This is a genomic window from Maritimimonas rapanae (assembly GCF_057837205.1).
This window is the reverse complement of sequence record NZ_JBYQFI010000002.1, coordinates 331633-355245: the sequence shown is the minus strand read 5'-3', so window position 1 is coordinate 355245 and position 23613 is coordinate 331633. Positions and strand designations below refer to the sequence as shown.

25 protein-coding genes and 1 other RNA gene are annotated in these 23613 nt (G+C 32.0%); 11 read left to right on the top strand and 15 right to left on the bottom strand.

The features are described 5' to 3' along the window. Positions 1–2: 2 nt before the first annotated feature. From AC3IF2_RS11670 to AC3IF2_RS11655, 4 genes are read right to left on the bottom strand one after another with little or no spacing between them, the layout of a single operon-like run. Entirely contained in the window at positions 3–335 is a 333-nt protein-coding gene (locus AC3IF2_RS11670) for an MGMT family protein (RefSeq protein ID WP_489167479.1), read from the bottom strand. Beyond that, on the bottom strand, positions 332–943 hold the full coding sequence (locus AC3IF2_RS11665) for a LysE family transporter (protein WP_489167477.1): 612 nt from the start codon (positions 941–943) through the stop codon (positions 332–334). Before AC3IF2_RS11665 ends, AC3IF2_RS11670 begins: the two co-directional genes overlap by 4 nt. Before the next feature lie 2 nt (positions 944–945). Further along, positions 946–1617, bottom strand: coding sequence for a tRNA (guanosine(46)-N7)-methyltransferase TrmB (gene trmB / locus AC3IF2_RS11660; RefSeq protein ID WP_489167475.1), 672 nt, complete (start codon positions 1615–1617; stop codon positions 946–948). A gap of 28 nt (positions 1618–1645) precedes the next feature. Further along, positions 1646–1843, bottom strand: coding sequence for a DUF6341 family protein (locus AC3IF2_RS11655; RefSeq protein WP_489167473.1), 198 nt, complete (start codon positions 1841–1843; stop codon positions 1646–1648). A 41-nt stretch (positions 1844–1884) separates the two neighbouring features. Between AC3IF2_RS11655 and AC3IF2_RS11650 the strand changes: the two genes are divergently transcribed. Next, the gene (locus AC3IF2_RS11650) at positions 1885–2808 is read left to right on the top strand and encodes a DUF6427 family protein (protein ID WP_489167471.1); all 924 of its coding nucleotides are present in this window, start codon (positions 1885–1887) and stop codon (positions 2806–2808) included. Here AC3IF2_RS11650 and upp read toward each other — a convergent pair. Continuing rightward, on the bottom strand, positions 2803–3453 hold the full coding sequence (upp, locus tag AC3IF2_RS11645) for a uracil phosphoribosyltransferase (RefSeq protein WP_489167469.1): 651 nt from the start codon (positions 3451–3453) through the stop codon (positions 2803–2805). The two genes, AC3IF2_RS11650 and upp, sit on opposite strands and share 6 nt — an antisense overlap. Before the next feature lie 168 nt (positions 3454–3621). Between upp and lysM the strand changes: the two genes are divergently transcribed. Next, positions 3622–4077 (top strand): peptidoglycan-binding protein LysM, encoded by a 456-nt coding sequence (lysM, locus tag AC3IF2_RS11640; RefSeq protein WP_489167467.1) that lies wholly within the window; start codon positions 3622–3624, stop codon positions 4075–4077. Between the two features lie 58 nt (positions 4078–4135). Here lysM and AC3IF2_RS11635 read toward each other — a convergent pair whose 3' ends face one another. From AC3IF2_RS11635 to AC3IF2_RS11610, 6 genes are all read right to left on the bottom strand, one after another. Then, the gene (locus AC3IF2_RS11635) at positions 4136–4852 is read right to left on the bottom strand and encodes a glycosyltransferase (RefSeq protein WP_489167465.1); all 717 of its coding nucleotides are present in this window, start codon (positions 4850–4852) and stop codon (positions 4136–4138) included. Between the two features lie 36 nt (positions 4853–4888). Beyond that, complete coding sequence (locus tag AC3IF2_RS11630; protein ID WP_489167463.1) at positions 4889–5968, bottom strand: chorismate mutase; 1080 nt, start codon at positions 5966–5968, stop codon at positions 4889–4891. A gap of 5 nt (positions 5969–5973) precedes the next feature. Then, positions 5974–6831: a prephenate dehydrogenase gene (locus AC3IF2_RS11625; protein ID WP_489167462.1), complete on the bottom strand. Its 858-nt coding sequence runs from the start codon at positions 6829–6831 to the stop codon at positions 5974–5976. Continuing rightward, complete coding sequence (locus AC3IF2_RS11620) at positions 6828–7979, bottom strand: pyridoxal phosphate-dependent aminotransferase (protein WP_489167460.1); 1152 nt, start codon at positions 7977–7979, stop codon at positions 6828–6830. Before AC3IF2_RS11620 ends, AC3IF2_RS11625 begins: the two co-directional genes overlap by 4 nt. Next, complete coding sequence (locus AC3IF2_RS11615; RefSeq protein WP_489167458.1) at positions 7969–8805, bottom strand: prephenate dehydratase; 837 nt, start codon at positions 8803–8805, stop codon at positions 7969–7971. Before AC3IF2_RS11615 ends, AC3IF2_RS11620 begins: the two co-directional genes overlap by 11 nt. A 242-nt stretch (positions 8806–9047) precedes the next feature. Then, entirely contained in the window at positions 9048–9893 is an 846-nt protein-coding gene (locus AC3IF2_RS11610; protein WP_489167457.1) for a prephenate dehydratase, read from the bottom strand. Between the two features lie 155 nt (positions 9894–10048). On the opposite strand from AC3IF2_RS11610, the gene gldA reads away from it, so the two are divergent. Genes gldA through AC3IF2_RS11595 form a run of 3 tightly spaced genes read left to right on the top strand, consistent with a single transcriptional unit; the run spans position 10049 to position 12804 of the window. After that, complete coding sequence (gene gldA / locus AC3IF2_RS11605; protein ID WP_489167455.1) at positions 10049–10942, top strand: gliding motility-associated ABC transporter ATP-binding subunit GldA; 894 nt, start codon at positions 10049–10051, stop codon at positions 10940–10942. Between the two features lie 24 nt (positions 10943–10966). Next, positions 10967–11785 (top strand): 3-deoxy-8-phosphooctulonate synthase, encoded by an 819-nt coding sequence (kdsA, locus tag AC3IF2_RS11600; protein ID WP_489167454.1) that lies wholly within the window; start codon positions 10967–10969, stop codon positions 11783–11785. Positions 11786–11841: 56 nt separating this feature from the next. Then, positions 11842–12804: a transglutaminase domain-containing protein gene (locus AC3IF2_RS11595; protein ID WP_489167452.1), complete on the top strand. Its 963-nt coding sequence runs from the start codon at positions 11842–11844 to the stop codon at positions 12802–12804. A 3-nt stretch (positions 12805–12807) separates the two neighbouring features. On the opposite strand, the gene AC3IF2_RS11590 is transcribed toward AC3IF2_RS11595, so the two are convergent. Then, on the bottom strand, positions 12808–13173 hold the full coding sequence (locus AC3IF2_RS11590; RefSeq protein ID WP_489167450.1) for a DUF1801 domain-containing protein: 366 nt from the start codon (positions 13171–13173) through the stop codon (positions 12808–12810). Between the two features lie 68 nt (positions 13174–13241). On the opposite strand from AC3IF2_RS11590, the gene AC3IF2_RS11585 reads away from it, so the two are divergent. Beyond that, positions 13242–13820, top strand: coding sequence for a hypothetical protein (locus AC3IF2_RS11585; RefSeq protein ID WP_489167449.1), 579 nt, complete (start codon positions 13242–13244; stop codon positions 13818–13820). Positions 13821–13854: 34 nt separating this feature from the next. Here the strand turns inward: AC3IF2_RS11585 and AC3IF2_RS11580 are convergent, their stop codons facing one another. The 3 genes from AC3IF2_RS11580 to AC3IF2_RS11570 all read right to left on the bottom strand — a co-directional run bounded on the left by AC3IF2_RS11580 (position 13855) and on the right by AC3IF2_RS11570 (position 15739). Then, the gene (locus AC3IF2_RS11580; protein WP_489167447.1) at positions 13855–14220 is read right to left on the bottom strand and encodes a SnoaL-like domain-containing protein; all 366 of its coding nucleotides are present in this window, start codon (positions 14218–14220) and stop codon (positions 13855–13857) included. 85 nt (positions 14221–14305) lie between these two features. Further along, the gene (locus tag AC3IF2_RS11575; protein WP_489167446.1) at positions 14306–14533 is read right to left on the bottom strand and encodes a DUF3820 family protein; all 228 of its coding nucleotides are present in this window, start codon (positions 14531–14533) and stop codon (positions 14306–14308) included. Next, complete coding sequence (locus AC3IF2_RS11570; RefSeq protein WP_489167445.1) at positions 14534–15739, bottom strand: NAD(P)-dependent oxidoreductase; 1206 nt, start codon at positions 15737–15739, stop codon at positions 14534–14536. Between the two features lie 140 nt (positions 15740–15879). Here AC3IF2_RS11570 and ssrA point away from each other — a divergent pair. The 5 genes from ssrA (at position 15880) to AC3IF2_RS11545 (ending at position 23599) form a co-directional block, all read left to right on the top strand. Beyond that, positions 15880–16278, top strand: a transfer-messenger RNA (tmRNA) gene (gene ssrA / locus AC3IF2_RS11565). Positions 16279–16359: 81 nt separating this feature from the next. Continuing rightward, positions 16360–18186 carry a WS/DGAT/MGAT family O-acyltransferase gene (locus tag AC3IF2_RS11560; RefSeq protein WP_489167443.1) on the top strand — a complete coding sequence of 609 codons (1827 nt, stop codon included), beginning with the start codon at positions 16360–16362 and terminating at the stop codon, positions 18184–18186. Continuing rightward, complete coding sequence (locus tag AC3IF2_RS11555) at positions 18186–19118, top strand: alpha/beta hydrolase (RefSeq protein WP_489167441.1); 933 nt, start codon at positions 18186–18188, stop codon at positions 19116–19118. The genes AC3IF2_RS11560 and AC3IF2_RS11555 overlap by 1 nt, the downstream gene beginning before the upstream one ends. A 2-nt stretch (positions 19119–19120) precedes the next feature. Then, positions 19121–20284, top strand: coding sequence for a PGAP1-like alpha/beta domain-containing protein (locus tag AC3IF2_RS11550; RefSeq protein ID WP_489167439.1), 1164 nt, complete (start codon positions 19121–19123; stop codon positions 20282–20284). A 66-nt stretch (positions 20285–20350) separates the two neighbouring features. After that, complete coding sequence (locus tag AC3IF2_RS11545) at positions 20351–23599, top strand: HAD-IB family hydrolase (RefSeq protein WP_489167437.1); 3249 nt, start codon at positions 20351–20353, stop codon at positions 23597–23599. Positions 23600–23613: the final 14 nt, after the last annotated feature.

Sequence of the window (23613 nt, the reverse complement as noted above, 5' to 3'; positions counted from 1 at the left end):
ATTTAATCAAGATTATCACCAGGATTCCAAAAAAGATTTTCGAAATCTTCAACTTTATTGTCTTTAATTAAAACACCCTCACTTTCAAGTAATTGCTGCATAAGATTTGTTCCTTGAAAATGATGCTTCCCAGATAGCAAACCATTTCTATTTACTACTCTATGAGCTGGTACAGTATCATCTTTACCAGAGGCATTCATGGCCCAACCTACCATTCTAGCAGAACGTGCTGCCCCTAGATATTTAGCAATGGCGCCATAAGAAGTTACTCTTCCGTAAGGAATTTGCTTTGCGACTTCATAAACTTTCTCAAAAAAATTACTTGATTCACTCATATAATTTTAAATAGTGTAATTAATGCAACAGTTCCTGTCAAAGCACTTAAAATATAATTAAGATTTTTGGTTAATATAGTTGCTTTTTGGTTAATTTTTACAGCTGATTGTGCATAAATGTACAATAAAGTAAAAGTTCCTAAGGAAGAGCCTACCACAAAAAACAAGATGTTTGTTACATTAAAATTAATCCATCCAGACATATTTAGTGCACTACTTACACCACAATAAAAAGGAATAGCAAACATATTCAACGAAGAGAGAATAACGCCCGCTAAAAAATTTGATTTTAATTTGAACTTTTTTATTTCTTTTTTTTCTGCTTTAGCTTGAAGAAAGAAGTAAATAGAAAGAGCGGCGAAAATTATAATTCCGAATACTGTAATATACCATTCAATATTTGCATTATTGTGAATATATTTTGCAAAATAAATGGCAATATAGGCTTGAACAAAAACTACTAATGACACCCCTAATGCAAATTTTATAGCTTCGGCTTTTGCTTTTTGTATACTAATTTTAGCCGCTGTCATATTCAGCATACTAGGAGGAATTGTTCCGATAAATGAAGTTGCAAAACCTAGTAAAAAATGAATAGCTAGAGTCACCTTTAATATTTAGTTCTAAATTTGACGTAAGTAATTGCTTTTTCTTTCTCTAGAAATTGTTTTTCGTAAAAGGTTTGTGTAAGAGTAGCTTCTGTGGGTGAGTGATGGTTATTATAAATATTATGATGTGAGTATATAATTTCATGATTACCTTCTTGTAACAACCCTAAAGTATAACCATGCAAAAATTCACTATCGGTCTTTAAATGAATAAAACCTTCATTAGACAGAATATATTGATATTTTTTAAGAAAATCAGGATTTGTCAAGCGATGCTTCATCCTTGTATATTTTATTTGTGGATCAGGAAATGTAATCCAGATTTGAGAGACTTCATTTTCATCAAAACAAAGATTGATCAATTCTATTTGAGCTCTTAAAAAGGCTACGTTTTCTAAGTTTTCTTCTAAAGCAGTTTTAGCACCTCGCCAAAAACGAGCCCCTTTTATATCAATACCAATATAGTTGAATTGAGGGTTTTTTCTAGCAAGAGCTAAGGTATACTCACCCTTACCGCATCCTAATTCTAAAATAATAGGATTATTGTTTTTAAAAAAAGCTGACCATTTTCCTTTTAGATGAAAGTTACCTAAAACGTCGTCACGCGAAGGTTGAATAACGTTAGCAAAAGTTTCATTTTCACGAAATCGCTTCAATTTATTCTTGCTGCCCAAAATGTAGGTTTAAAAAAGAAAAGAATTATTAAGAGTTGCTAGATTTTGCATGACCAGCCATTTGGCCTAACCAATAAAACATAGCTATAAAACCAATTAAGATAATTACTGTATTCACCAAATTTGAAGCCCACCAACCTTTAGTAAAACGAAAAGCATCATAAATAGCAAATGCATACTCTGTACAAAAATTACCTATAGCCCTAAAAATATTGTTAGCAATCATATCTTAATTATATTTACCGAGCAAAAATATAAAATAAAGCAATGATTGCCAATTTTTTTAATAAAACAAAACCTATTAATACTTTGGCTATCGTGGCCTTATTGTTTTTAATCTATGTTTTTTCTACAGTATTAAATTTTATAGGAGATCTTACACTTTCTTTCGCGTTAAGCAGTGCATCTTATTTTGTGTTGTTATTAATTACCTTATTTACCGTAAATTTTATTTTAAGGAAGAACAATTTAACTAAGGATAACTCTTACACACTCTTGTTATTTGTGTTGTTTTTAGGCATGTTTCCTTTGTCAGTGATTAATTTTAAACTAGTAATTGTAAATTTTATTTTATTACTCTCTTACAGGCGAATATATAGTTTAAGAACACAAAAAGATACAAAGGAAAAATTATTTGATAGTGCGTTTTGGATTGGTATCGCCACATTAATATATCCATGGAGTATTTTAGTTTTAATACTTATTTATATTGCTACTTTTCTATTTGATAAATGGACTTTGCGTAATGTCATCATCCCTTTAACAGGATTTTTATGCCCAATAATAATTTACTTTGCATATTTATTTTTACTTGATAAGGATGTCGTATTTAGCGATATATTAAACTTTAACTACCAATCGAGTTTTGATAGTTATAATTCATTTAGACTCTTAATCCCTTTAGCGATTATAATAGCCTTAATGTTATGGGCAATATTTCCAACTACATTAAAAATAATTACGGTTAATAACGAATTTAGAAGTTCGTGGCAACTATTGATTACGCATTTTTTTATATTGGTATTAGTAGTATTACCATGGCCTTCTAAAAATGGCTCAGAACTACTTTTTTTATTTTTTCCGATGGCGTTAATACTCGCAAACTATTTACAGATTGTAGAAGAAAGGTGGTTTAAAGAAGTGTTTCTATATAGCTTATTGACTTTAACCGTTGTAGTTTATTTCTTATAATTTTTCACCAAAAGCTAAATCTCCGGCGTCACCCAAACCAGGCACAATATATCCTTTAGAGTTCAAGTCTGGATCGATCGCAGCAATCCATAAATGAGTATTTTTAGGGAAATGTTGTTCAACAAATTCTACTCCTTGCCTAGCCCCGATAACTGATAGAATATGTACCTGTTTCGGTTCGCCATGTTTTTTAATTGCTTCATTAACTGCGACTAAAGATTTACCAGTAGCTAACATTGGATCAATTAAAACCACCGTCTTGTCTTCTATAGATGGGCTTGCAAAATATTCAACAACTATTTCAAAATCATCACTATTCAAATGATGTCTGTAAGCAGAAATAAAAGCATTTTGGGCATTGTCAAAATAATTGAGTACACCATTATGCAATGGTACACCAGCCCTTAAAATTGAACATAAAACAAGATCATTTTTTGGCACAGATGTATTTCTAATACCTAATGGAGTTGTAGTTTTTATAATTTCTTGCTCTAAAAATTTACTAAGTTCATAACCCAAAATCTCACCAATGCGCTCAATATTTCGTCTAAAACGCATTTTATCCTTTTGAATAGAAACATCTCTAAGCTGAGTAACAAAAGTGTTTAAGATCGAATTTTCAGTTTCTAAGTTATGTACAACCACAAGATTTTTGTTTAGACAACAATAATATTAAAATTTGGCATAAAAATTGCCAACTTCAACTCGAATTATAGCCATATCTAAGACTATTTTTCAAAAAATATTGTGAAAATAATTGTATCTTCACATCATTAAAACTATTTATTAATCAATTAAAATAAAAATTAAATTATGGGATTATTTTCTTTCATTAAAAATGCAGGAGCTAAAATTTTCGGAATCGGTAAAACAGACGCTGAAGAAGCTGCAGAGAAAGCAGGAAAATTAGCAGAAGCGGTTAACGTATTAGGTTTAGAAGTAGAAAATTTAAGCATTAACGTAGACGATGATACTGCTACAGTTTATGGTGAAGCTGCTGACCAAGCTACAAGAGAAAAAGTTATACTAGTTGTTGGTAATACAGAAGGTATTGCAAGTGTAGATGATCAAATGACAACAGCTATTCAAGAACCAGAAGCTCAGTTTCACACTGTTGTTAGTGGTGATTCTTTAAGTAAAATTGCTAAAGTATATTATGGTGATGCTATGAAATACCCGGTAATTTTCGAGGCTAATAAGCCAATGCTTTCTGACCCAGATAAGATTTATCCTGGTCAAGTATTACGTATACCTGTATTAGAATCTTAAAAGAATTTCGCTTTCGCGGAAAAAACCTCAGCTAAAAAAGCTGAGGTTTTTTTATTTTCTATTTCCAATAATCTGCTACCCAAGGAGCAGGAGCTACATAGCGATACCATTTACCTCTACCACCTTTTATTGCTTTGTGAGGATTAATCTCTCCGTGAAAAATAAGAACTTTTGAACCTTCAGGAATTTTAGGAGTAACCCAAAAAGCAAAAGGAATTCTAGAGACACAATCATATTTATAACTAGGGCACCATTCTTTAGGCCAATAGCTTAGATTGCCATGGTCTTTTATTGATTGAGTTAAATATTCTTGTTCATTTCTGTGTTGCTTTCTAATAGTGTCAAAATTTTCGACAAAATAATTAAACACATAAGGGTGTTTACCTATTTCAAACCTATACACAGAAGAATTACCCGTTGGTTTTAAATAATCTTTTATAATTAAAAATTCACCCTCTATTTCAAAAAACGGATCTAAACTATCTACAATTACTACATCTAAGTCAAGAAATAAAGCTGTTCCTTTTAATCCGTAAAGATCACCTTTTAAAGTGGTTAGTTTTTTCCACATACGCTCGGGTAAATTACCAGAGATATTGACTTCAGGAATTGGATAACAATCAACTTCATCAATAATGCCCTTTTCATCATCAGTAAAGCAAACCATTTTGAAATCGTATGTTAAATTTCTTTTAACCATAGAATGCAATCTGTTTACATATTCAGCACCATATAAGGTGCCCCATTTCATGCAGAAAATATATTTTTGAGCCATAGGTAGTACCTAAATTTGTGCAAAGGTAATAATAAGCTAACTATTAACTATTTTCTCTTGATGTTGTATAGATTCTTGATGAATTGCTTTAAAAATTTTCTCAACAAAGTCAGAACTTAATCCCTGCTCTGCACCGAGATTTACCATTCCCCTAATTACCTCTTGCCATCTGCTTCGTTGTAAAATAGCTACGTTTCCTTCTTTTTTAACATTACCAATTTTTTCAACGACATCCATTCTGTCTGATAACAATTCAATTAATCGTTTATCTATATTGTTTATTTCTTTTCTAAGATTGGTGAGCTTTTCTAACGGTTCTTTATCTTCAAATCGCGGTTTTCTAACTTTAAGATCAATAGTAATCTGATCTAATACCTCAGGTGTAATCTGTTGCTTAGCGTCACTCCATGCATTGTCTGGGTCATTATGTGTTTCGATCATTAAGCCATCGAATTTTAGATCTAATGCTGTCTGGCAAACATCAAAAATACCATCTCGCTCACCGCAAATATGTGACGGATCACAAATAAGAGGAAGTGTAGGATATTGATTTTTTAGATCAATTGGTATTTGCCATTGCGGATTATTTCTGTATTTAGTTTTCTTATATGATGAGAACCCACGATGTATAGCTCCTAAATTTTTAATACCTGCTTTGTGTAAGCGCTCAATTCCACCTAACCATAAAGCTAAATCTGGATTTACAGGATTTTTTACTAATACAATTTTATCAGTACCCTGTAAGGCATCAGCTAGTTCTTGAACCGCAAAAGGATTTACGGTTGTACGAGCGCCTATCCAAATAATATCGATATCAAATTCTAAAGCGAGTTTTGCATGTTGTGCATTGGCAACCTCAATAGCAGTTAATAAGCCAGTTTCTTCTTTAACTTTAGCAATCCATGGTAATGCTTTAGCCCCATTACCTTCAAAATTACCAGGCCTAGTTCTAGGTTTCCAAACACCAGCTCTAAAAACAGTTGCATCAGTTTTCTTTAATTGATGCGCTATTTTTAGTACTTGCTCCTCTGTTTCTGCACTACATGGCCCAGCAATTACTAATGGGTGAGATAATTCCATTTTGTCTAACCATGTTGAAAAATTCGTTGCTTTCATTAGTTTCATTTATTTTTTATTCCCGCTAAGACATCTTTTATTCTGTTAGTATCTTGCATAACAGCATGTACTTTATTAGCAGACTCTTGTTCGATTAATTGTTTAAATAGTTCTAAATTTTTAATGTATTCGTTTAATGATTTTAGAATACTTTCTTTATTCTGTAAAAAGATTGGAGTCCAAGTATTTGGATTACTCTTTGCTAGCCGAACGGTAGATTGAAAACCACTACCAGCCATATCAAAAATATTTTTTTCATCCTTTTCAATTTCTAAAACGGTTTTTCCTAGCATAAAAGAACTGATGTGTGACAAATGCGACACATAAGCAATATGTTCATCGTGCTGCTTAGCAGAATTCATAAACACATTACGCATATTTAAAGTTTCAAATAACTTTACAGCTTTATCAATCATTTTTTTACTACTTAGATGTTGCTCACAGATGATATTTACTTTGCCTGAAAATAAATCATATATAGCAGCTTCTGGGCCAGAAAATTCAGTACCAGAAATTGGGTGTAGTGCTACAAAATTTTGTCTTTTTTCATGATTCTTTACAGCTTGGCATACAGCATGTTTTGTTGACCCCACATCAAAAACTAATGTGTCTTCTTGAATTAGATCTAAAACTTGTATAGTTATTTTTGGTATTTTATCTACAGGAACAGCGACAATTACTGTATCTACTTTTTTTACAATTTCGATAGTGGCTTTTTCGAATATGATGCCTAGCTCAAGTGCTTTTTGTAAATGATCTAGGTTATTATCAATGCCATAAATTGTAGCCCAAGAAGTTTTTTTCAACTCTAGTGCTAAAGAACCACCAATTAACCCCAAACCTATAACAGCTACTTTTTTCATTTGTTCGATATTCTTTTTAATACTTTTTTTAATTTATCTTCTGGCACACATAATGAAATACGAATGTACCCTTCACCATTACTGCCAAAAATGGTTCCTGGAGCCAAAAAAGCATTGTACTGATATAATAATTTATCAGCCATTTCTTCAGCTTTTATTCCTTCAGAAAGCTTAGCCCACACAAACAAACCGCATGCATTTTTATTATAACTACATTTTAAAATGTCTGCTATTTGCCAAGCAATTTCTCTTCTTTTAGAGTAAATTTCATTTAGATTATTAAACCAGCTTTTATCAGAATTTAAAGCAGCAATTGCTCCTTGTTGAATTCCATAAAACATACCAGAGTCCATATTACTTTTTACCTGAAGTATGCTTTTAATATATTGGGATCCGCCAAGAACCATACCTACTCTCCAGCCAGCCATGTTAAAAGTTTTACTTAAAGAATTCAACTCAACAGCAACTTCTTTAGCTCCTTCAATCGATAAAATACTTAGAGGATGTTCATTTAATATAAAACTATATGGGTTGTCATTTACAATTAAAATTTGATGTTCTTTTGCAAAAGAAATCAACTCTTTAAATTGTTTTTTAGTTGCTTTTGAACCAGTTGGCATATGCGGATAATTAACCCACATCAATTTTACCTTAGATAAATCTTTTTTAGATAATATGTCTAAGTCTGGAAACCAATTTCCATCCTCTTTTAGGTCATAAAAAACAGGTCTAGCCTCAACTAAATTTGTAACTGAAGTATAGGTAGGGTATCCTGGATTTGGAATTAGAACCTCATCACCAGCATTTAAAAAGGCCATAGAAATATGTAGAATACCTTCTTTAGACCCTATTAATGGTAAAACTTCGTTTTCAGAATTTACAGAGACATTATAATATCTTTTATAAAATTCGGCCATAGAAGTTCTTAATTCTGGCAATCCTTGATAACTTTGATAACCATGAATATTTTCTAACTGTGTTGACTTTTTAAGTGCTAGTATAACTTCTTCAGAAGGTTGTAAATCAGGGCTACCTATACCGATATTTATTATAGGCTTTCCTTGAGCAATGAGCTCTCGTACTTCTCTTAATTTTTTAGAAAAGTAGTATTCCTCAACATTCTGTAATCTATTTGCTTTAGAGATCATATTTTCGTTTGCTTTGCTTGTATTCCCCCAAGACCTTTAAACTATGTACTTTTTGTTCAATTTTTTTTAATGCCTCATTGTAAATGATATAATCATCAAAAATTACGTCTACAAAAAAGGCATACTGCCAGGGTTCATCTATAATTGGCATTGACTGAATCTTAGTTAAATTAAGATCATTGTCTGAAAATATATTTAGAATTTCTGCTAAACTGCCCGTTTGATGTTTTGTAATAAACTTTAGTGATGCTTTATTAATTTCTAATGAAGAATTTAGTTTGCCGTTCTTCTTTTTAAGGATGAAAAAACGTGTATAATTATGCTTTCTGGTTTGTATTTTGTCTTCAATAATTGAAAGATTGTAAATACCAGCAGCTTTTTTGCTAGCTATAGCTCCAATTCCCTCTAGTTGCTGTTCATTTATTTGTTTAGCAACTTCGGCAGTATCTACCGCCTCTATTAATTTAATTTGAGGATGTTCTCTAAAAAATTTTCTACACTGTAAAATAGCCATTGGATGCGACCATACTTCTTTAATATCTTTAAGTGTTTGTCCATTTAATCCCATTAAATGATGATGAATTGGTAGATGGACTTCGCCATGAATACTTAAATTAAATTCATCAATTAAAGCATAGTTAGGTAAAATAGCACCTGCCAAAGAGTTTTCTATAGCCATAACAGCGCCATTTACTTTTTCTGTGTTAATAAGCTCAGGAATTTCAACAAAAGACATACACTCATCTAGCTGAATATTATCACCAAAATATTGATTGGCGACTATATGATGAAAAGATCCTTGTATACCTTGTATGGCTATTTTCATTTAAATTTATTGTATAAAAAAAGCCTCGATTATTCGAGGCCTTTGCATTGTACTTATTTTTATAATTAATAAACACCCATAAAGCCTCGCTTCATTTTAAAAAAATAAAAGAAGTAAAAATAAGCTTGCCAAGTATTTAATAAATTCATCTTGCTATATAATCAAGACAAAACTAGAAGTAAAAATTTAAAAAACAAATTTTTTGTAAAATTATTATTTTTTAAACTGCTATAACGATTTCGTTAAGCTGTCAAAAGATTGGTTTTAAGGTTGTGTTCCTGATATTCACCTAGTATTTTTAAATGACTTACCTTTTTTTCTAGTATTAATAAAGCTTTACAATACTGATGGTAATCTTCGAAAATAAGATCTATAAAAAAGGCATAATTCCAAGGCTCATCGGTTATGGGTATCGATTGAATCTTGGATAAATTAAGTTTATGCTTAACACAAACGTTCAATATTTCTGCTAAGTTACCTAGTTGGTGATGTGTTATAAATTTTAATGAAGCTTTGTTATTTAAATAATCTTCTGGATGATGCTCCCTACTCTTTGTTAGAATGAAAAATCGAGTAATATTATATTGATCATTTTGTATTTCTTCTTCGAGAATTTCTAACCCGTAAATCTCTGCAGCTTTTTTACTGGCAATGGCTGCGACATTTTTTAACTTATTTTCCTTTATTATTTTAGCTACAGAGGCGGTGTCTTTTTCTTCAATTATTTTAATACCAGGGTGATTTTTAAAAAAATTTTCGCAATGTTGAATTGCAATAGGATGTGACCAAACCTCTTCAATATCTTCTATAGCTTGCCCCTTTAACGCCATTAAGTTATGAATCATTGGTAGATAAACCTCTCCATGTATATTTAAGTTATTTTGATCGATTAAAGCATAGTTAGAAAGGATAGCACCAACATTCGAATTTTCAATTGCCATTACAGCAGCATCAACAGTATTACTAATAACGAGTTTAGGTATTTCCGCAAATGTATCACATTCAGTAATAGTAATATCATTACCAAAATATTGATTTGCAATAATATCATGAAATGATCCTTTTACACCTTGTAGGGCAATTTTCATAAGAAGGGATAGGTTAAAAAGTTAGTAATGTTTAGCGATGACATAACGCCAAAAGTAATAGATTTATTTTTGTATTTAAAAATTTTAACATTAATCATTTAAAAGAGAAATATTAGTATTTAAAATTTCTTTTCTTTGCTTTATAAATTCTTAAAATGTCGATAGAAGTACAAGAGATCACTAAAACATACGGAGTGCAAGATGCATTAGCTACTGTTAGTTTTAAAATAGAGTCTGGAGAAATTGTAGGGTTTCTTGGCCCTAATGGAGCTGGAAAATCTACTATGATGAAGATTATTACCACTTACATTTCACCAACTAATGGTACAGTTATCGTAAATGGTTATAATGTTATTACAAATCCACAAGAAGTAAAGAAGTCCGTTGGTTATCTACCCGAGCACAATCCTTTATATTTAGACATGTATGTTAAGGAATATATTGGGTTTAATGCTTCGGTTCATAATATTTCAAAAGACAGGGTTAATGAAGTTATTGAAGAGGTTGGTTTAACATCAGAATCACATAAAAAAATAGGACAACTTTCAAAAGGATATCGCCAAAGAGTTGGATTAGCTGTAGCTTTATTGCACGACCCAGAAGTTCTAATTTTAGATGAACCGACTACTGGATTAGACCCAAATCAGTTGGTAGAGATCAGAAGTTTAATAAAAGAAATTGGCAAAACTAAAACTGTACTTTTTTCTACACATATTATGCAAGAAGTTGAAGCGGTTTGTGATCGAGTAATTATCATTAATAAAGGTAAAATAGTAACCGATAAAAAACTCTCAGATCTAAGATCGGGCAAAGAACAATTAATAGAAGCTGAGTTTAATCTAAGGGTTGAAGAACAATTATTAAAGCAAATACCTAAACTAATAAAAGCGATTAATCTACACGATAATACTTGGCAATTAACTTTCGATACAAATAAAGATATGCGATCAGCAATCTTTGATTTTGCACAAGAAAATGGTCTAAAATTGTTGCAATCTCAACTTAAAAGCCAAGATTTAGAAAGCCTCTTTAGAAGTTTAACAAAGTAGTATCTTTGCTAAAATTTTAGCAAGATGAATATTTCTTCAATTCCTAATATAAAATATACTAATAGCGGTAATTTCTTTTTATTGGCTGGTCCATGCGCTATTGAAGGAGAAGATATGGCAATGCGAATTGCAGAACGCGTAATCTCCATCTCAGATAAACTAGAGATACCTTATGTTTTTAAAGGAAGTTTTAAAAAAGCTAATCGCTCACGTGTAGATAGTTTCACAGGAATTGGAGATGAAAAAGCCTTAGAAATTTTACAGAAAGTAGGTGAAAAATTTCAAGTACCAACAGTTACAGATATTCATGAAGTTTCTGATGCTAAGAAAGCAGCAGATTATGTTGATATATTACAGATTCCTGCTTTTTTAGTTCGCCAAACAGATTTGGTTGTTGCTGCAGCTAAAACAGGTAAAGTAGTTAACCTTAAAAAAGGGCAATTTATGAGTGCCGAAAGTATGCAGCACGCTGTAAAAAAAGTAATTGATTCTGGTAACGAAAATGTAATGCTAACCGATAGAGGAACAATGTTCGGCTATCAAGATATGATTGTAGATTTTAGAGGAATCCCTACAATGAAACAATATGCAACTACAGTTTTAGATGTAACACATTCGTTACAACAACCTAATCAAACTTCTGGGGTTACAGGCGGTCGACCAGACATGATAGAAACTATTGCAAGAGCAGGTGTCGCTACTGGAGTAGATGGATTGTTTATAGAAACTCATTTTGATCCTGCCAATGCAAAATCTGATGGCGCGAATATGCTGCATTTAGATCATCTAAAATCACTATTAACCAATTTGGTGGCTATTAGAAGAGTGGTGAATTCGTTGTAAATTAATTTTAACATTTTTCAACAACTTTTTAGCATCATTTTTGTTTTCTTTATATTATGAAGCCTTTTTTAGTTTTTCTGTTTTTCCTTTACAGTTCAATTGGTTTAAGCCAAAACTATAATGAAGTTGATGTTAAAGTTCGTACGTATCCTGCTTTTGCTTCCGCGGAAGCGATAGCTAATCAAATAAATAAAGATTTTAAGTCAGACAAAGAGAAAGTTCGTGCTGTTTATACTTGGTTGACTTTTAATATCTCATATGATGTTCAAGCATTATATAATGGTAATACTCAAATTAATTTCACATATAGCGATCAAGAAGACTTACGCAGAAAATTGGCAGCAGTAAATGAGCATACAGTAAATTCTACACTGGCAAATAAGAAAGCAGTTTGTGAAGGATATGCGCAAACCTTTAAAAAAATTTCAGAGTATTTAGGAATACCGTGTTTATTTATTGATGGATATTCTAAGACAGATATTAATGATATAGGAAGCAACCCGAATCAAGGAAATCATGCTTGGAATGCAGTGAGGATTAATAATAAATGGCACTTATTAGATGCTACGTGGGGAGCAGGCTATATGGATGGAAATAGATGGGTGAAAAAATTTAATGACTACTATTTTTTTACTGATGCTGATGAATTTATATTATCTCATCTACCAACGGAATCAGATTTATCGTTCTCTAGGAAAAATTTTTCGAAGAAAGAGTTTTTTAATACACCTGTTTTTAGTAGAACTTTTTTTAAGCAAAAGTTAGAATTAATTTCTCCATTACAAGGGAAACTTACAGCTAAAGCAAATAGTAAAATAACTTTTGTAATGGGTAAAATACCAAGTACTATAAAATTACATTATGCTTTTAAAGGAGAACGTATACCAAAAGAAATTAAAACTAATTGTTTGGGCTTAACATGTACTTTTTCCATCCCTTTTACTCAAAATAAAAATACTGAATTGTTCATCATAGCTAACCGAAGAACTGCCTTGCAATATAAGGTAGATTTAAAGTAGAAACTACTTCCAAAAACCTTTATGGTTCACTTCATAAGCTTCTTCTAGAACGGCTAATAAAATTTCTTGATCGATATCATCTAAAGACTTATACCTAAATGACTTTACTACTTTTCTGCCATCAGAAATTAAAAACTCATTATATTTTGATAAATGCGCCGAAGCCCAAAAACCAACTTCAACAAAGTTTTTCTTTTTAGGAACATTTAAGTAACAAAAAGGCTTACCATCTAAATAATAAAAAGGTATTTTATATTTATATCTAAGCTCAACATCTTTGAAATTACCTTCAATCAAAACCTGTAAATGCAATAAAATTGATTTATAAGGCCCTAATTGATTTAAAATATAATCTTCAGCAGGATTCATGATATAAAAGTACTGCTTTTCACACTCAAAAAATATTCACTTAATTTGTTGTATATTTTTTATGATTAATGAAAGAACTCAAATCATATTTTTCTTTAAGCGGTTTGTCAGGAATTTTAATAGGAATCTTTTTTCTATTGGGAATTTACCTTGTAGACTTTTTAACCTCAGATTATGGTCAAGGTTTTGATGGTTCTTCAACCTTACCAATTGCTTTCTTAGAAATTGCAGTTATTGTAATTGTAGTAGTAATTATACTTATTTCACTTTTCATTTTATGGATAAGAGGGAAACGAAAAGCAAAAAGAAATAATAGTACTTTATGGAATACAGTATCTAAAAATCAGCGACTGAATTTATTGTTACCAATATTAATACTTGGCGTCATTATTATTTTAATTGCTAACAAAGGTTATTATAGCTTGGTAACTCCTTTACTTTTATCATTTTATGGATTGTTACTAATAAACTTAAGTAGATTTTACTCTAAAACGCTACTATATTTAGGATTGATAGAAATTTTACTAGCAGTAGCTGCTTTTTTTGTTACTGATAACGAAATACTATTTTTAATTTTAGGATTTGGAGTGTTAAATATATTTTATGGTTTATTGACTCTTAGTAAGAACAAAAAAGCAACATCATAACGATATTGCTTTTAATTTTTTTGCCAATAGATTTTTAACTTGGCATCGTATAAAAGAATTGTTCAGATGCAATTTTTCCATCTTTAACACCGTATACACAGACTTCACTAAATTGCTGTCGTCCTCTGTCTTTAAATGTAACATCCATACTCATTGTGCATGAAAAATGATCATCAGCAACAATAGGATCTGAAACCTCACCGCCATGAAATTCTTCTACATTTGCATACCAATTTTCACTTTTTTCGTAAACAGCTTTAATACCTTCTGTTACTTCCCCAGGATATCCAGGCATTTCTTTGCTTACAATATTGTCTGCATATAACTCTTCGAGAGCTTGCATGTTTTGACCGTTCCGGCATAATTCTACCAAACGATCAGCTACTTGTTGTGTACTCATTTTTTAAAATTTAGAACTGTTTGTTGTTCTAAAGTTAAAAAAATCAATGCAGATAACCTTTACAAGAATCCGATTTAACAAAATATTAAAGATTCTCTTTTGTACGAATCTCCCTAATTAAATGTTCGAGACCGTTTAATTTTAATTCATAAACTAAACCTAGCATCATTCCTAATTTACCTTTCGGAAACCCTTTATTATGATACCAAACTATATAATGCTCTGGCAAATCAATAAGATAGTTATTCTTATACTTACCGTAAGGCATTTTTGTTTTTGCAAGGTCTAATAGAAATTGTTTGTCCTGTAACATTTATTCTTTACCATCTACATAATTCTGTAAATAAGCAAAACGTTCTGTTAGCTTACCATTTTGTGTCATTAATGCTCGAGCTAAAACACCATCTTTATCATTATTAAAAAATGCAGGAATTACATATTTAGAAAAGTTTTCTCCAAATCCGTCAGAAGCATCTTTAGGTAATTCGCATGGTAAATTATCTACAGCCATAACAGCTATTGCATCTTTATCCTTAAAATCTACTTCTTGTTCGGTTTGCGGATTATAACCATAATTAGGCTCTGCAATGGTAGAAGCTCTAATAGTAGAAGCTACAGGCCCATCAATATCACAACTAATATCTGCTACTACTTTAATATTAAAGTCAGGTGATTTGGCATCATCTCTTGTAAATAAAAAAGGAGCTCCATCTCCATAAAAATGACATGCAAGGTAAAGATCAGAGACTTTAGCAAAACGCATAAAATCGCTATCATATTCGGTCGGATTATTAAAAAAATCATACATATCGATTATTTTTCCATCCATGCGTTTGTTATAATCTAGTACATCTAGTTGCACATAAACAGGTTGATTAAAAGTTTCATTAAGATAATCATCTACCGAAACTTCAGTTATACCCATACCATCTAGCATTTCTTTAGCACCATTACTCACTCGACCTTTTCCTGTTAAAACAATTTTAATATTTGGCAGCTTTATTTTCTTTAATTCGCCAATCAAAGCTTGTTGATCAGCAAGTGTTTCAGCCTTAGGCAGATTATAAAGATCAAATTTTAAACCATAGGTTCTAATACCATTATACGCACCTACAATACCTGCATATCGACCAAATGCAACTAAACGCACACCGTTTTCTTTAGTAATGGTTTCATGGTCATACAGCTCAATATTTTTATCGAGAATAGCTCTAAGCAGTTTGCGATTATAGGGTTGTTTTTTAATCGTATGGCTAAAAAAGAAATACTTTTTATTAGGGACAAGATGATCAATAGGCACTTCTTTTACACCTAATAAAACATCACAATCGGTTACGTCTGTATCTATGGTTAAACCTAGTTTTGCATAATCATTATCTGTAAAAGCTCTAATATCAGATGATTCTACTTCTATTTTGAGATCACTAAATTTCTCAAGTAAATCTTTACAGGCATTAGGTGTAAGAACAACACGACGATCTGGCGGATTTTTACGCTCTTTTATTAGGACTATCTTCATTAAAATATCTTTTTTAGTAATAAAATGGCACAAAATGCCTTTGGTATAAAATTTGCCGAAAGGTATTATGAATAATAGGATTTCGCAAGTTTAGATTTGATAAAAAATAGCTAGATTTGTAAACTTTTCTTTGAAATTTTGGGGACGACTGGTTTTGACTGCAAGATCAATCGGACTGTAAGCATGTCGAGCAATAAAATAGTACTCGTAAAAATCAATTTTAAAACTTAAACGGCGAGAATAACTACGCTTTAGCTGCTTAATAATCTGAATTATAGTAAGATTTTAGCCTAGTCTCTACAAGGTAGAGAAGCTTTATGTCTCTTGAAAGCCTTGGTTTATGGCGTTCTAATTTGAGGCATCGTAAAAGTAAACCTAGAATTAGTAGTGCTTCGATACTAATTCGAAATTTAAGAAGCTAAGTTAAAAGTGGGCGGTTTTCGGTCAGCTTTTAATCGAAAAATAAACGATAACTAAGCATGTAGAAAGCACTTTGGTTGCTTGTTTGGACGAGGGTTCGAGTCCCTCCGTCTCCACTTATAAATTATAGAGAATTATTCTAAAAATTCTCTATATTGCAGAGCTGGCATGGTTTCAAATAAAATTTTCAGCAATAATTTATGGCAAAAAAGGTAATTAAAGACATTTTAGACGATGCTTTAGATAGTTCCATTGAGCAGATTTCAGCTCAAGATGCCACTTTTTTATATGCAGAATCACCTACCAGCACAATGCATATTGGCTCGTTAACCATTGTTGAAGGATCTCTTAATTTTGAGGACTTTAAAGCTATTCTAGCATCTAAGCTACACTTAATGCCAAAATTTAGAAAACGGCTTCTAAATGTTCCTTTTAATTTAGATTATCCATATTGGGTAGATGATCCTAATTTTGATATTGACCTTCATATAGATCGTATAAAGTTACCCGATCCAGCAAACTGGAAAACATTAAGAGAAATTACAGCGTCTATTTTTAGTGGTTCTTTAGATTTAAGGCGTCCGTTGTGGTCTATAAGTTTTATTGAGGGTTTAGATGAAATTTCGCAGATACCAAAAGGATCAGTCGCTATTGTAACTAAGATACATCATGTAATGATTGATGGTGCATCTGGTGTTGGACTTATGGGAATGCTATTTGATAGTGAAAAAGAGGACAGAAGAAAGACAATTCCATCGCCAAAACCCTTTGAACCAGACCCATTACCAGATGAATTGAGTTTGCTGTTAAAAAGCTCTTCTAAATTTATAAAAGATCCTTTAAAAGCACCAGTAGCTATAGGCGAAACAGCTTTAACTCTCATAAAAGGGCAAGCCAATAAAAAATTAAAAGGAAAAAGAGCATTTAACAAACGATCATTTTCTGTACCTCGTACCATTTTTAATAATAATGTATCTCCAAAAAAAACCTGGGGTACAGCTATTCTATCTTTTAATAGGGTAAATACATTGCGTAAAATAATGGGCGTAAGTGTTAATGATATGATCTTGGCTATATGTTCAGGAGCACTTAGAAGATACCTTCTTGAAAAAGATAAATTACCATCGCAGTCATTAGTTGCTAATGTGCCTATATCAATTCGTATTGAAGGAGAAAAACAAAAGATGGAAAATAAGATTTCTAATATGCTTATACCAATAGCTACGCATATTAAAGATCCTATAGAACGATTAGAATATATACAAGAACAAACTGAAGTTGGTAAAAGCAAACATAAAGCTGTTGGTGCTAAAAGCTTAATGAAAATGGCAGAAAGTGTACCGTTTGGTTTGGCAAATTTGGCAGCAGGTTTATATAGTAGATACGATATTAAAGAGTTGATTCGTCCACCTTTTAACTGTACTATTACAAATGTTCCTGGGCCTAGAGGAATGTTATATTTAAGAGGTCATAAAATTGTTACCACTTTTGGTCTAACGCCGGTTTTAGATGGTTTCGGATTGATTATTGCTGCATTTAGCTACAATGGCCAGGTAACCATTACAACAACTTCTGATGCTAGTACAATGCCAGATGCCGATAAATTTTCACGATATATCCGCGAATCTGCTAATGAGTTAGAAGAAATTATTAAGAAAAAAGGGAAGAAGAAAGAAGAACAAAAAATTATAAAAATAGAAAGTACCACTTTTTTTAATGGATTAAGAAAGCACTTAAAAGTGAACCCTAAAAATAGTAAAAAATACAAAGACACTATTGGTTTTAGAGTGTTATTGAGCGATGAGTCTGAAGCGACATGGCAAATAAAAGATGGAGTATTAAAAAAACAAAAATTATCAAAACCAAAAGCTACTTTAAAGATAAGAGATGAGGTTTTAACAGCGTTATATAATAAAGAATTGTTGTTTGAAGAACTTAAAATACAAGGAAGAATATTAGCAGACGGAACTGTAACCCATCAAAAGAAGTTGATAGGATTACTAGCAGATTTTTTGAAGAATAACTAATGAATTATAGTACAAATACATATATCGCTAAAGATGGCGAGAAAATTTTTTATTACCACTGGAAGAACAAAACACCAAAAGGAATTGTACAAATAGCACATGGTATTGGTGAGCATGCTGGGCGATATATACCTATAGCAACCTTACTACAAGAACATGGTTACGAAGTGTATGCAAACGATCATAGAATCCATGGTAACTCAGTAAAATCTAAAGAACAGCTAGGCTTTTATGATGGTGAGAATTATTTTAACGACGCAGTTGAGGATATGCATGAGCTAACAAATGTAATTAAAGAGCAACATGCAAATCAAAAAATCATTTTATTTGGGCATAGCATGGGATCTTTATTGAGTCGAGAATATGTAACTAAATATGGTGATGATTTACAAGCATTAGTACTATCAGGAACTGCAAGTTTCATGAAAGGCTTAGGTACAGTTGGGCTTGCAGGAGCCAATGTTGTCAAATTTTTTAAAGGGAAAAAACATAGTAGCGAAACGCTTAAATCACTTTTTTTTACAGAATTTAATAAAAAATTCAAACCAAACAGAACAAAAGTTGATTGGATTAGCAGAGACGAAAAGCAAGTAGATTTGTTTGAATCTGATCCTTTACGGATAGAAAATTTTTCAACTAGTGTATTTATCGACATTTTAAAAGGAAGTAAAAAAATAAACGAAAAGCCAACCTTTGAAGCTACACCAAAACATCTACCTATTTATATTTTTTCAGGCGATAAAGATCCCGTTGGCGAAATGGGTAAAGGCATAAAAAAAGTAGCAAAACAATATAAAAAAGCAGGTATTAGTGATCTCACCTTAAAAATCTACGAAGGTGGAAGACACGAAATGCTAAATGAAATCAACAAAGAAGAAGTAGAACGCGATTTTATTAATTGGCTCAATGAACGTATTGATGCTAAAAACTAATTATGGAAAACAACAAAACACTCTACAAATCATTTACTAAATTGGCAATTAAAGTTGCTTTATCTAAGGGTTTTACGCTTAAGCAAGCTAAAGATTTAGTTGCAAGTAAGTTTGAAGATCATCCTTATGAAAAACTGATTTTAAAATCAATTAAGAATGATGAATTTGATAAAGAAACACTGATAACGTTGTTAAATAATTGCATTTCAGTTTGCGAAGATTTTGGACCAGACAGAGATTATATAACATTAGTACAGATTTTAGAGAGCGTAAACAATGAAAAATCTAAAAAAAACCATAAAGATATTTCTACCAAAATAGTAGAACATTTCGGAAAAGAAATAATACAGATTAATGAAAAAATAGACGCACCTCCATTGTTTAATATGGTCTTAGAAGGCCGCTCTATTATAGAATGGAGCACTATGGTTGGTTTGTATCCTTTGATTCCTAAAAGAAAAGAAGGAAAAGGAAAACCCGTGTTATTAATGCCCCCATATTTAGGGAACGATCATTCTACTAAATTCGTCAGAAAATACCTAAAGGCAGTTGGATTCAATACTTACAAATGGGATTTAGGAGTCAATATGATCAATTCAAAATATTTACCTAAACTTATTGAACGTTTAGATGAAATTTACGAAATACACCAAGAGAAAATAAGTCTTGTAGGCTGGAGTGGTGGAGGTATCTTAGCTAAGATCATCGCTAACAGATGCCCTGACAAGGTCGAACAATTAATAACTATTGGTTCCCCAGTATGGGGCGTAAAAAACATGGAAACCCCATTGGTAAAAATGTTAGAGTTTTTACGTGGGAAAACATTACGTGAACGTAATGCTAAATTCTTAAAAGAACTTGAAGAGATTCCGCAAGTACCAATTACCTGTATCTATACAAAGACAGACGGCCTTGTACCTTGGAAACATTGTATGGAGGCAGAAACGCTTCGTGATGATATAAAAAATGTAGAAGTGTACGGCAGTCATATTGGCTTAGGCGCAAATGCATCAGTACTAGTAACTGTGGCAAATACACTTATAAAGAATACTCAAGGTGAAGCACCAAAAGGTTTTATTACTAAGCTCGAAAATCTATTTTTTCCAAAATTTTGGGAGCGTAAAAAAATGGATATTGTAAGAGATTTGTTGTTTGTTAAATACTAGCAGCCACTACCAACTCAGATACAACTTATTTCAAATGTGTAAATTAGTGTACTAAAATAAAGACGAGTGCAAAAAGTCATTGACCAACCCAAATTTCAAAAAGAGCTAAAGCAAATAGCTAAATTGCAAAAGCGTAAGCTTGAAGATGTGCAAAAAGAGGCTGAAGCTTGTGTTGCAGAAATGTATGCCAAACAAGATCCTTTTGCAAACATAGCTACACTTAAAGGGTTTGAGTATATGATGTCTAAAGCTTATGAAGATAAGATAGATGTAGATCCTCAAGAAATTAAGTGGTTGATGAAGCTGATGCGGAAGAATTCTGTTGCTTTTATTCTTACACATAAAACGTATCTTGATACCGTTGTACTTATCAATACCCTTGCAGGTTATGGTATGCCGATTCCATATTTTTTTGGAGGTATAAATTTAGCAATGCCAGGGGTTAAACAACTAGGTAAAAACTCTGGATTAATTTTTCTACGTAGAAGCTTTAAGGATGATGAGGTTTACAAAGCATCATTAAGACACTACATTTCATATCTCATTGAAAAAGGAGATCACCTAACGTGGAATATTGAAGGAACAAGATCTCGTACAGGTAAGATCGTTTATCCTAAGATGGGAATTCTTAAATACATCATGGAAGGTGAACAAGAGAGTTCTAGAGATATTAAATATGTTCCAGTTTCTATTGTATATGATTTGATTCCTGATGTGAAAGAAATGACTGAAGAAGGAAAAGGAGGTAAAGGAAAACGATCGGAAGATTTAGGCGTCTTTGCTAATTATTTAAAAAAATTAGGGCATCAATATGGTCGCGCAGCCATTCGTTTTGGTGAACCAGTAGATGTAACAGCACATCGAAGTGCCATCATTCCAGATGATGAAGAACAGAGCTATGCAGATAAAAATACCTTACCTAGATTTGCATTCGAATTAATACATAAAGCTAATACGATTACACCAGTAACTACGGTTTCTCTGGTTTGTAATGTGCTTCTAAACAATTTTGCATTAACTAAAAAAGAGATAGAGACAAATGTAATTAAGTTAATGAATTACATAGAACAACGCAAAGAAGATGTATTGCTAGACCGAGGGAACAAAATAGGTGTTACTGTTCAAAAAGCACTAAATTTATTATTAAGCGCTCATATTATTCAAAAGAGCAAAGCTGGTCGTAAAACTCAGTATAGCCTAGGGGCGAATGAATATTTATCAGCTACCTATTATGCAAATATGTCATCAGGGCATTTGTACCATAGAGCTTTTATAGAGATGGCTCTAGTAAAAATTAAAGATGATACTTCGTCAGATAGGATTATCCATTTCTGGGAAGAAATTATGCGTTTACGCAATCTTTTTAAATTCGAATTTTTCTATACGAATAAACCTCAATTTAGTAGTGAAATAGAAGAAGAACTAAGCTTATTTGATAAAGATTGGCGTAACATAATTGCAAACCCAGAAGAAGATATATACGGGTTATTAAAAAGGCAAGAATTGTATGTTTCTAAAGGAATTTTACTTATTTATTTAGAAGCCAATAAAGTAGTATGTCACACACTCAATTCTTGGGATCTTGATGATGATTTTGTTGATTCAGAATTTATAGATTTATGCCTTTTTAAAGGAAAGGAACTGCATTGGCAATCTCGCATTACACGATTAGATAGCGTATCTAAACCTTTTTTAATTAGTGCCTTGCGCTATGCAAAAAATGCAGGACTAACACCAACAGACAAACAAATTGATTATGATCTTCTTGATGGTTGGATGCAAGAATTAGACGAACTAACAGAGCGATTTAATGTTTTACAAAGATTAGAAATTAAGGCAATACGCAAAACCAAAGGAGTAGAGGAGGAAGAAGAGGAAAAAGAAAAAGAGATTGTTCCTGGATCTGATATTGAAACTATTTCAGAAAAAGTATTGCGTCAAGAAGAAGGCTCGCATATAGCTGCTTTTTTCGACCTAGATAGGACATTAATTGATGACTTTTCGGCTAAAAAATTTGTGCAAGGTAGGTTACTAAGTGGTAAATCAACAACAAAAGAATTACTATCACAATTCGCTATAGTCTTATTATACTCAGCAGGGAATAGGGATTTTGAAATTTTAACAAAGGTTTCAGCACTAGGCGTAAAAGGAATTAAAGAAAAAGAGTTTGAATTACTAGGTCAAGGAGTATATGAAGAACACTTAGCAGACACTATATATCCAGAATCTAGAACATTAATTGCTTCGCATTTAGAAAAAGGTCATAGAGTTGTAATCGTTTCAGCAGCAACAATATATCAAATTAGACCTATTGCAAATGAATTAGGTATTGATGACGTTTTCTGTACCGAAATGGAGGTGAAAAAAGGTCGTTTTACAGGTAAAATTCAGGAGATGTGTTGGGGAGAAGGAAAAGCCAAGGCAGGAAGAAAATTTGCAAAGGAAAACAATATCGATTTGTCAAAGAGTTTCTTTTATACAGATAGTTTTGATGATTATCCTTTACTAGAAATTGTTGGAAACCCATGTGCTACAAATCCGGATAGTAGATTATCTCAAGTGGCTTTTGAAAGTGGATGGCCAATTTTACGATTTGATGAGAGAAATGATCAGCCAATAGTTAACCGATTTAGAACGGGTTTAGCAGCCGCAAGTATTTATCCTTCAGCAATTAAAGGATTAATCAAAGGAGCAATGACAATGTCTCGACAAGAGGCAGTAAATGCAACGGTTGCAAGTATTGGAGACCTAGGAACTAAGTTTGCTGGTTTAGATATTGCTATAAAAGGAAAACAGAATCTAGAAGATTATCGCCCAGCAGTCTTTTGTTTTAATCATCAAAGTTCAGCAGACTTTTTTATCCTATCAAAGCTACTAAGAAAAGACGTTACAGGTGTTGCTAAAAAGGAGTTAGAAATGAGCCCGATGGGACCCTTATTTAAAGCTTTCGGAGCAATTTTTATCGATAGATCAAATAAAGAGAAAGCAATTAAATCACTAAATCATGCAGCTGATGTGTTAAAAGGCGGAATGTCAGTAGCAATAGCACCAGAAGGTACAAGAAGTGGCAGCAAAGAATTAGGGTCTTTCAAAAAAGGGGCATTTCATTTAGCGATGAAAGCAGGCGTACCAATTATTCCAATTGTAATTAAGAATGCATACATGGCACTACCAAAGGGAAGTTCGGTATTTAAGCCCACACATATAGAAGTTGTAGTATTAGACCCGGTTGACACTTCAGAATGGAAACCAAAACATGTAGAAAAATATGTTGATAAGGTGCGTAATTTATTTTTAAAAGAATTAGAAGACTAACTAAAAAATAACAC

Excerpts from the sequence above, each read along its gene's own strand:
- AC3IF2_RS11670 (WP_489167479.1), bottom strand. The coding sequence starts at position 335 with ATGAGTGAATCAAGTAATTTTTTTGAGAAAGTTTATGAAGTCGCAAAG.
- AC3IF2_RS11655 (WP_489167473.1), bottom strand. The coding sequence starts at position 1,843 with ATGATTGCTAACAATATTTTTAGGGCTATAGGTAATTTTTGTACAGAG.
- AC3IF2_RS11650 (WP_489167471.1), top strand. The coding sequence starts at position 1,885 with ATGATTGCCAATTTTTTTAATAAAACAAAACCTATTAATACTTTGGCT.
- lysM (WP_489167467.1), top strand. The coding sequence starts at position 3,622 with ATGGGATTATTTTCTTTCATTAAAAATGCAGGAGCTAAAATTTTCGGA.
- AC3IF2_RS11635 (WP_489167465.1), bottom strand. The coding sequence starts at position 4,852 with ATGGCTCAAAAATATATTTTCTGCATGAAATGGGGCACCTTATATGGT.
- AC3IF2_RS11630 (WP_489167463.1), bottom strand. The coding sequence starts at position 5,968 with ATGAAAGCAACGAATTTTTCAACATGGTTAGACAAAATGGAATTATCT.
- AC3IF2_RS11625 (WP_489167462.1), bottom strand. The coding sequence starts at position 6,831 with ATGAAAAAAGTAGCTGTTATAGGTTTGGGGTTAATTGGTGGTTCTTTA.
- AC3IF2_RS11620 (WP_489167460.1), bottom strand. The coding sequence starts at position 7,979 with ATGATCTCTAAAGCAAATAGATTACAGAATGTTGAGGAATACTACTTT.
- AC3IF2_RS11615 (WP_489167458.1), bottom strand. The coding sequence starts at position 8,805 with ATGAAAATAGCCATACAAGGTATACAAGGATCTTTTCATCATATAGTC.
- AC3IF2_RS11610 (WP_489167457.1), bottom strand. The coding sequence starts at position 9,893 with ATGAAAATTGCCCTACAAGGTGTAAAAGGATCATTTCATGATATTATT.
- gldA (WP_489167455.1), top strand. The coding sequence starts at position 10,049 with ATGTCGATAGAAGTACAAGAGATCACTAAAACATACGGAGTGCAAGAT.
- kdsA (WP_489167454.1), top strand. The coding sequence starts at position 10,967 with ATGAATATTTCTTCAATTCCTAATATAAAATATACTAATAGCGGTAAT.
- AC3IF2_RS11595 (WP_489167452.1), top strand. The coding sequence starts at position 11,842 with ATGAAGCCTTTTTTAGTTTTTCTGTTTTTCCTTTACAGTTCAATTGGT.
- AC3IF2_RS11590 (WP_489167450.1), bottom strand. The coding sequence starts at position 13,173 with ATGAATCCTGCTGAAGATTATATTTTAAATCAATTAGGGCCTTATAAA.
- AC3IF2_RS11585 (WP_489167449.1), top strand. The coding sequence starts at position 13,242 with ATGAAAGAACTCAAATCATATTTTTCTTTAAGCGGTTTGTCAGGAATT.
- AC3IF2_RS11580 (WP_489167447.1), bottom strand. The coding sequence starts at position 14,220 with ATGAGTACACAACAAGTAGCTGATCGTTTGGTAGAATTATGCCGGAAC.
- AC3IF2_RS11575 (WP_489167446.1), bottom strand. The coding sequence starts at position 14,533 with ATGTTACAGGACAAACAATTTCTATTAGACCTTGCAAAAACAAAAATG.
- AC3IF2_RS11570 (WP_489167445.1), bottom strand. The coding sequence starts at position 15,739 with ATGAAGATAGTCCTAATAAAAGAGCGTAAAAATCCGCCAGATCGTCGT.
- AC3IF2_RS11560 (WP_489167443.1), top strand. The coding sequence starts at position 16,360 with ATGGCAAAAAAGGTAATTAAAGACATTTTAGACGATGCTTTAGATAGT.
- AC3IF2_RS11555 (WP_489167441.1), top strand. The coding sequence starts at position 18,186 with ATGAATTATAGTACAAATACATATATCGCTAAAGATGGCGAGAAAATT.
- AC3IF2_RS11550 (WP_489167439.1), top strand. The coding sequence starts at position 19,121 with ATGGAAAACAACAAAACACTCTACAAATCATTTACTAAATTGGCAATT.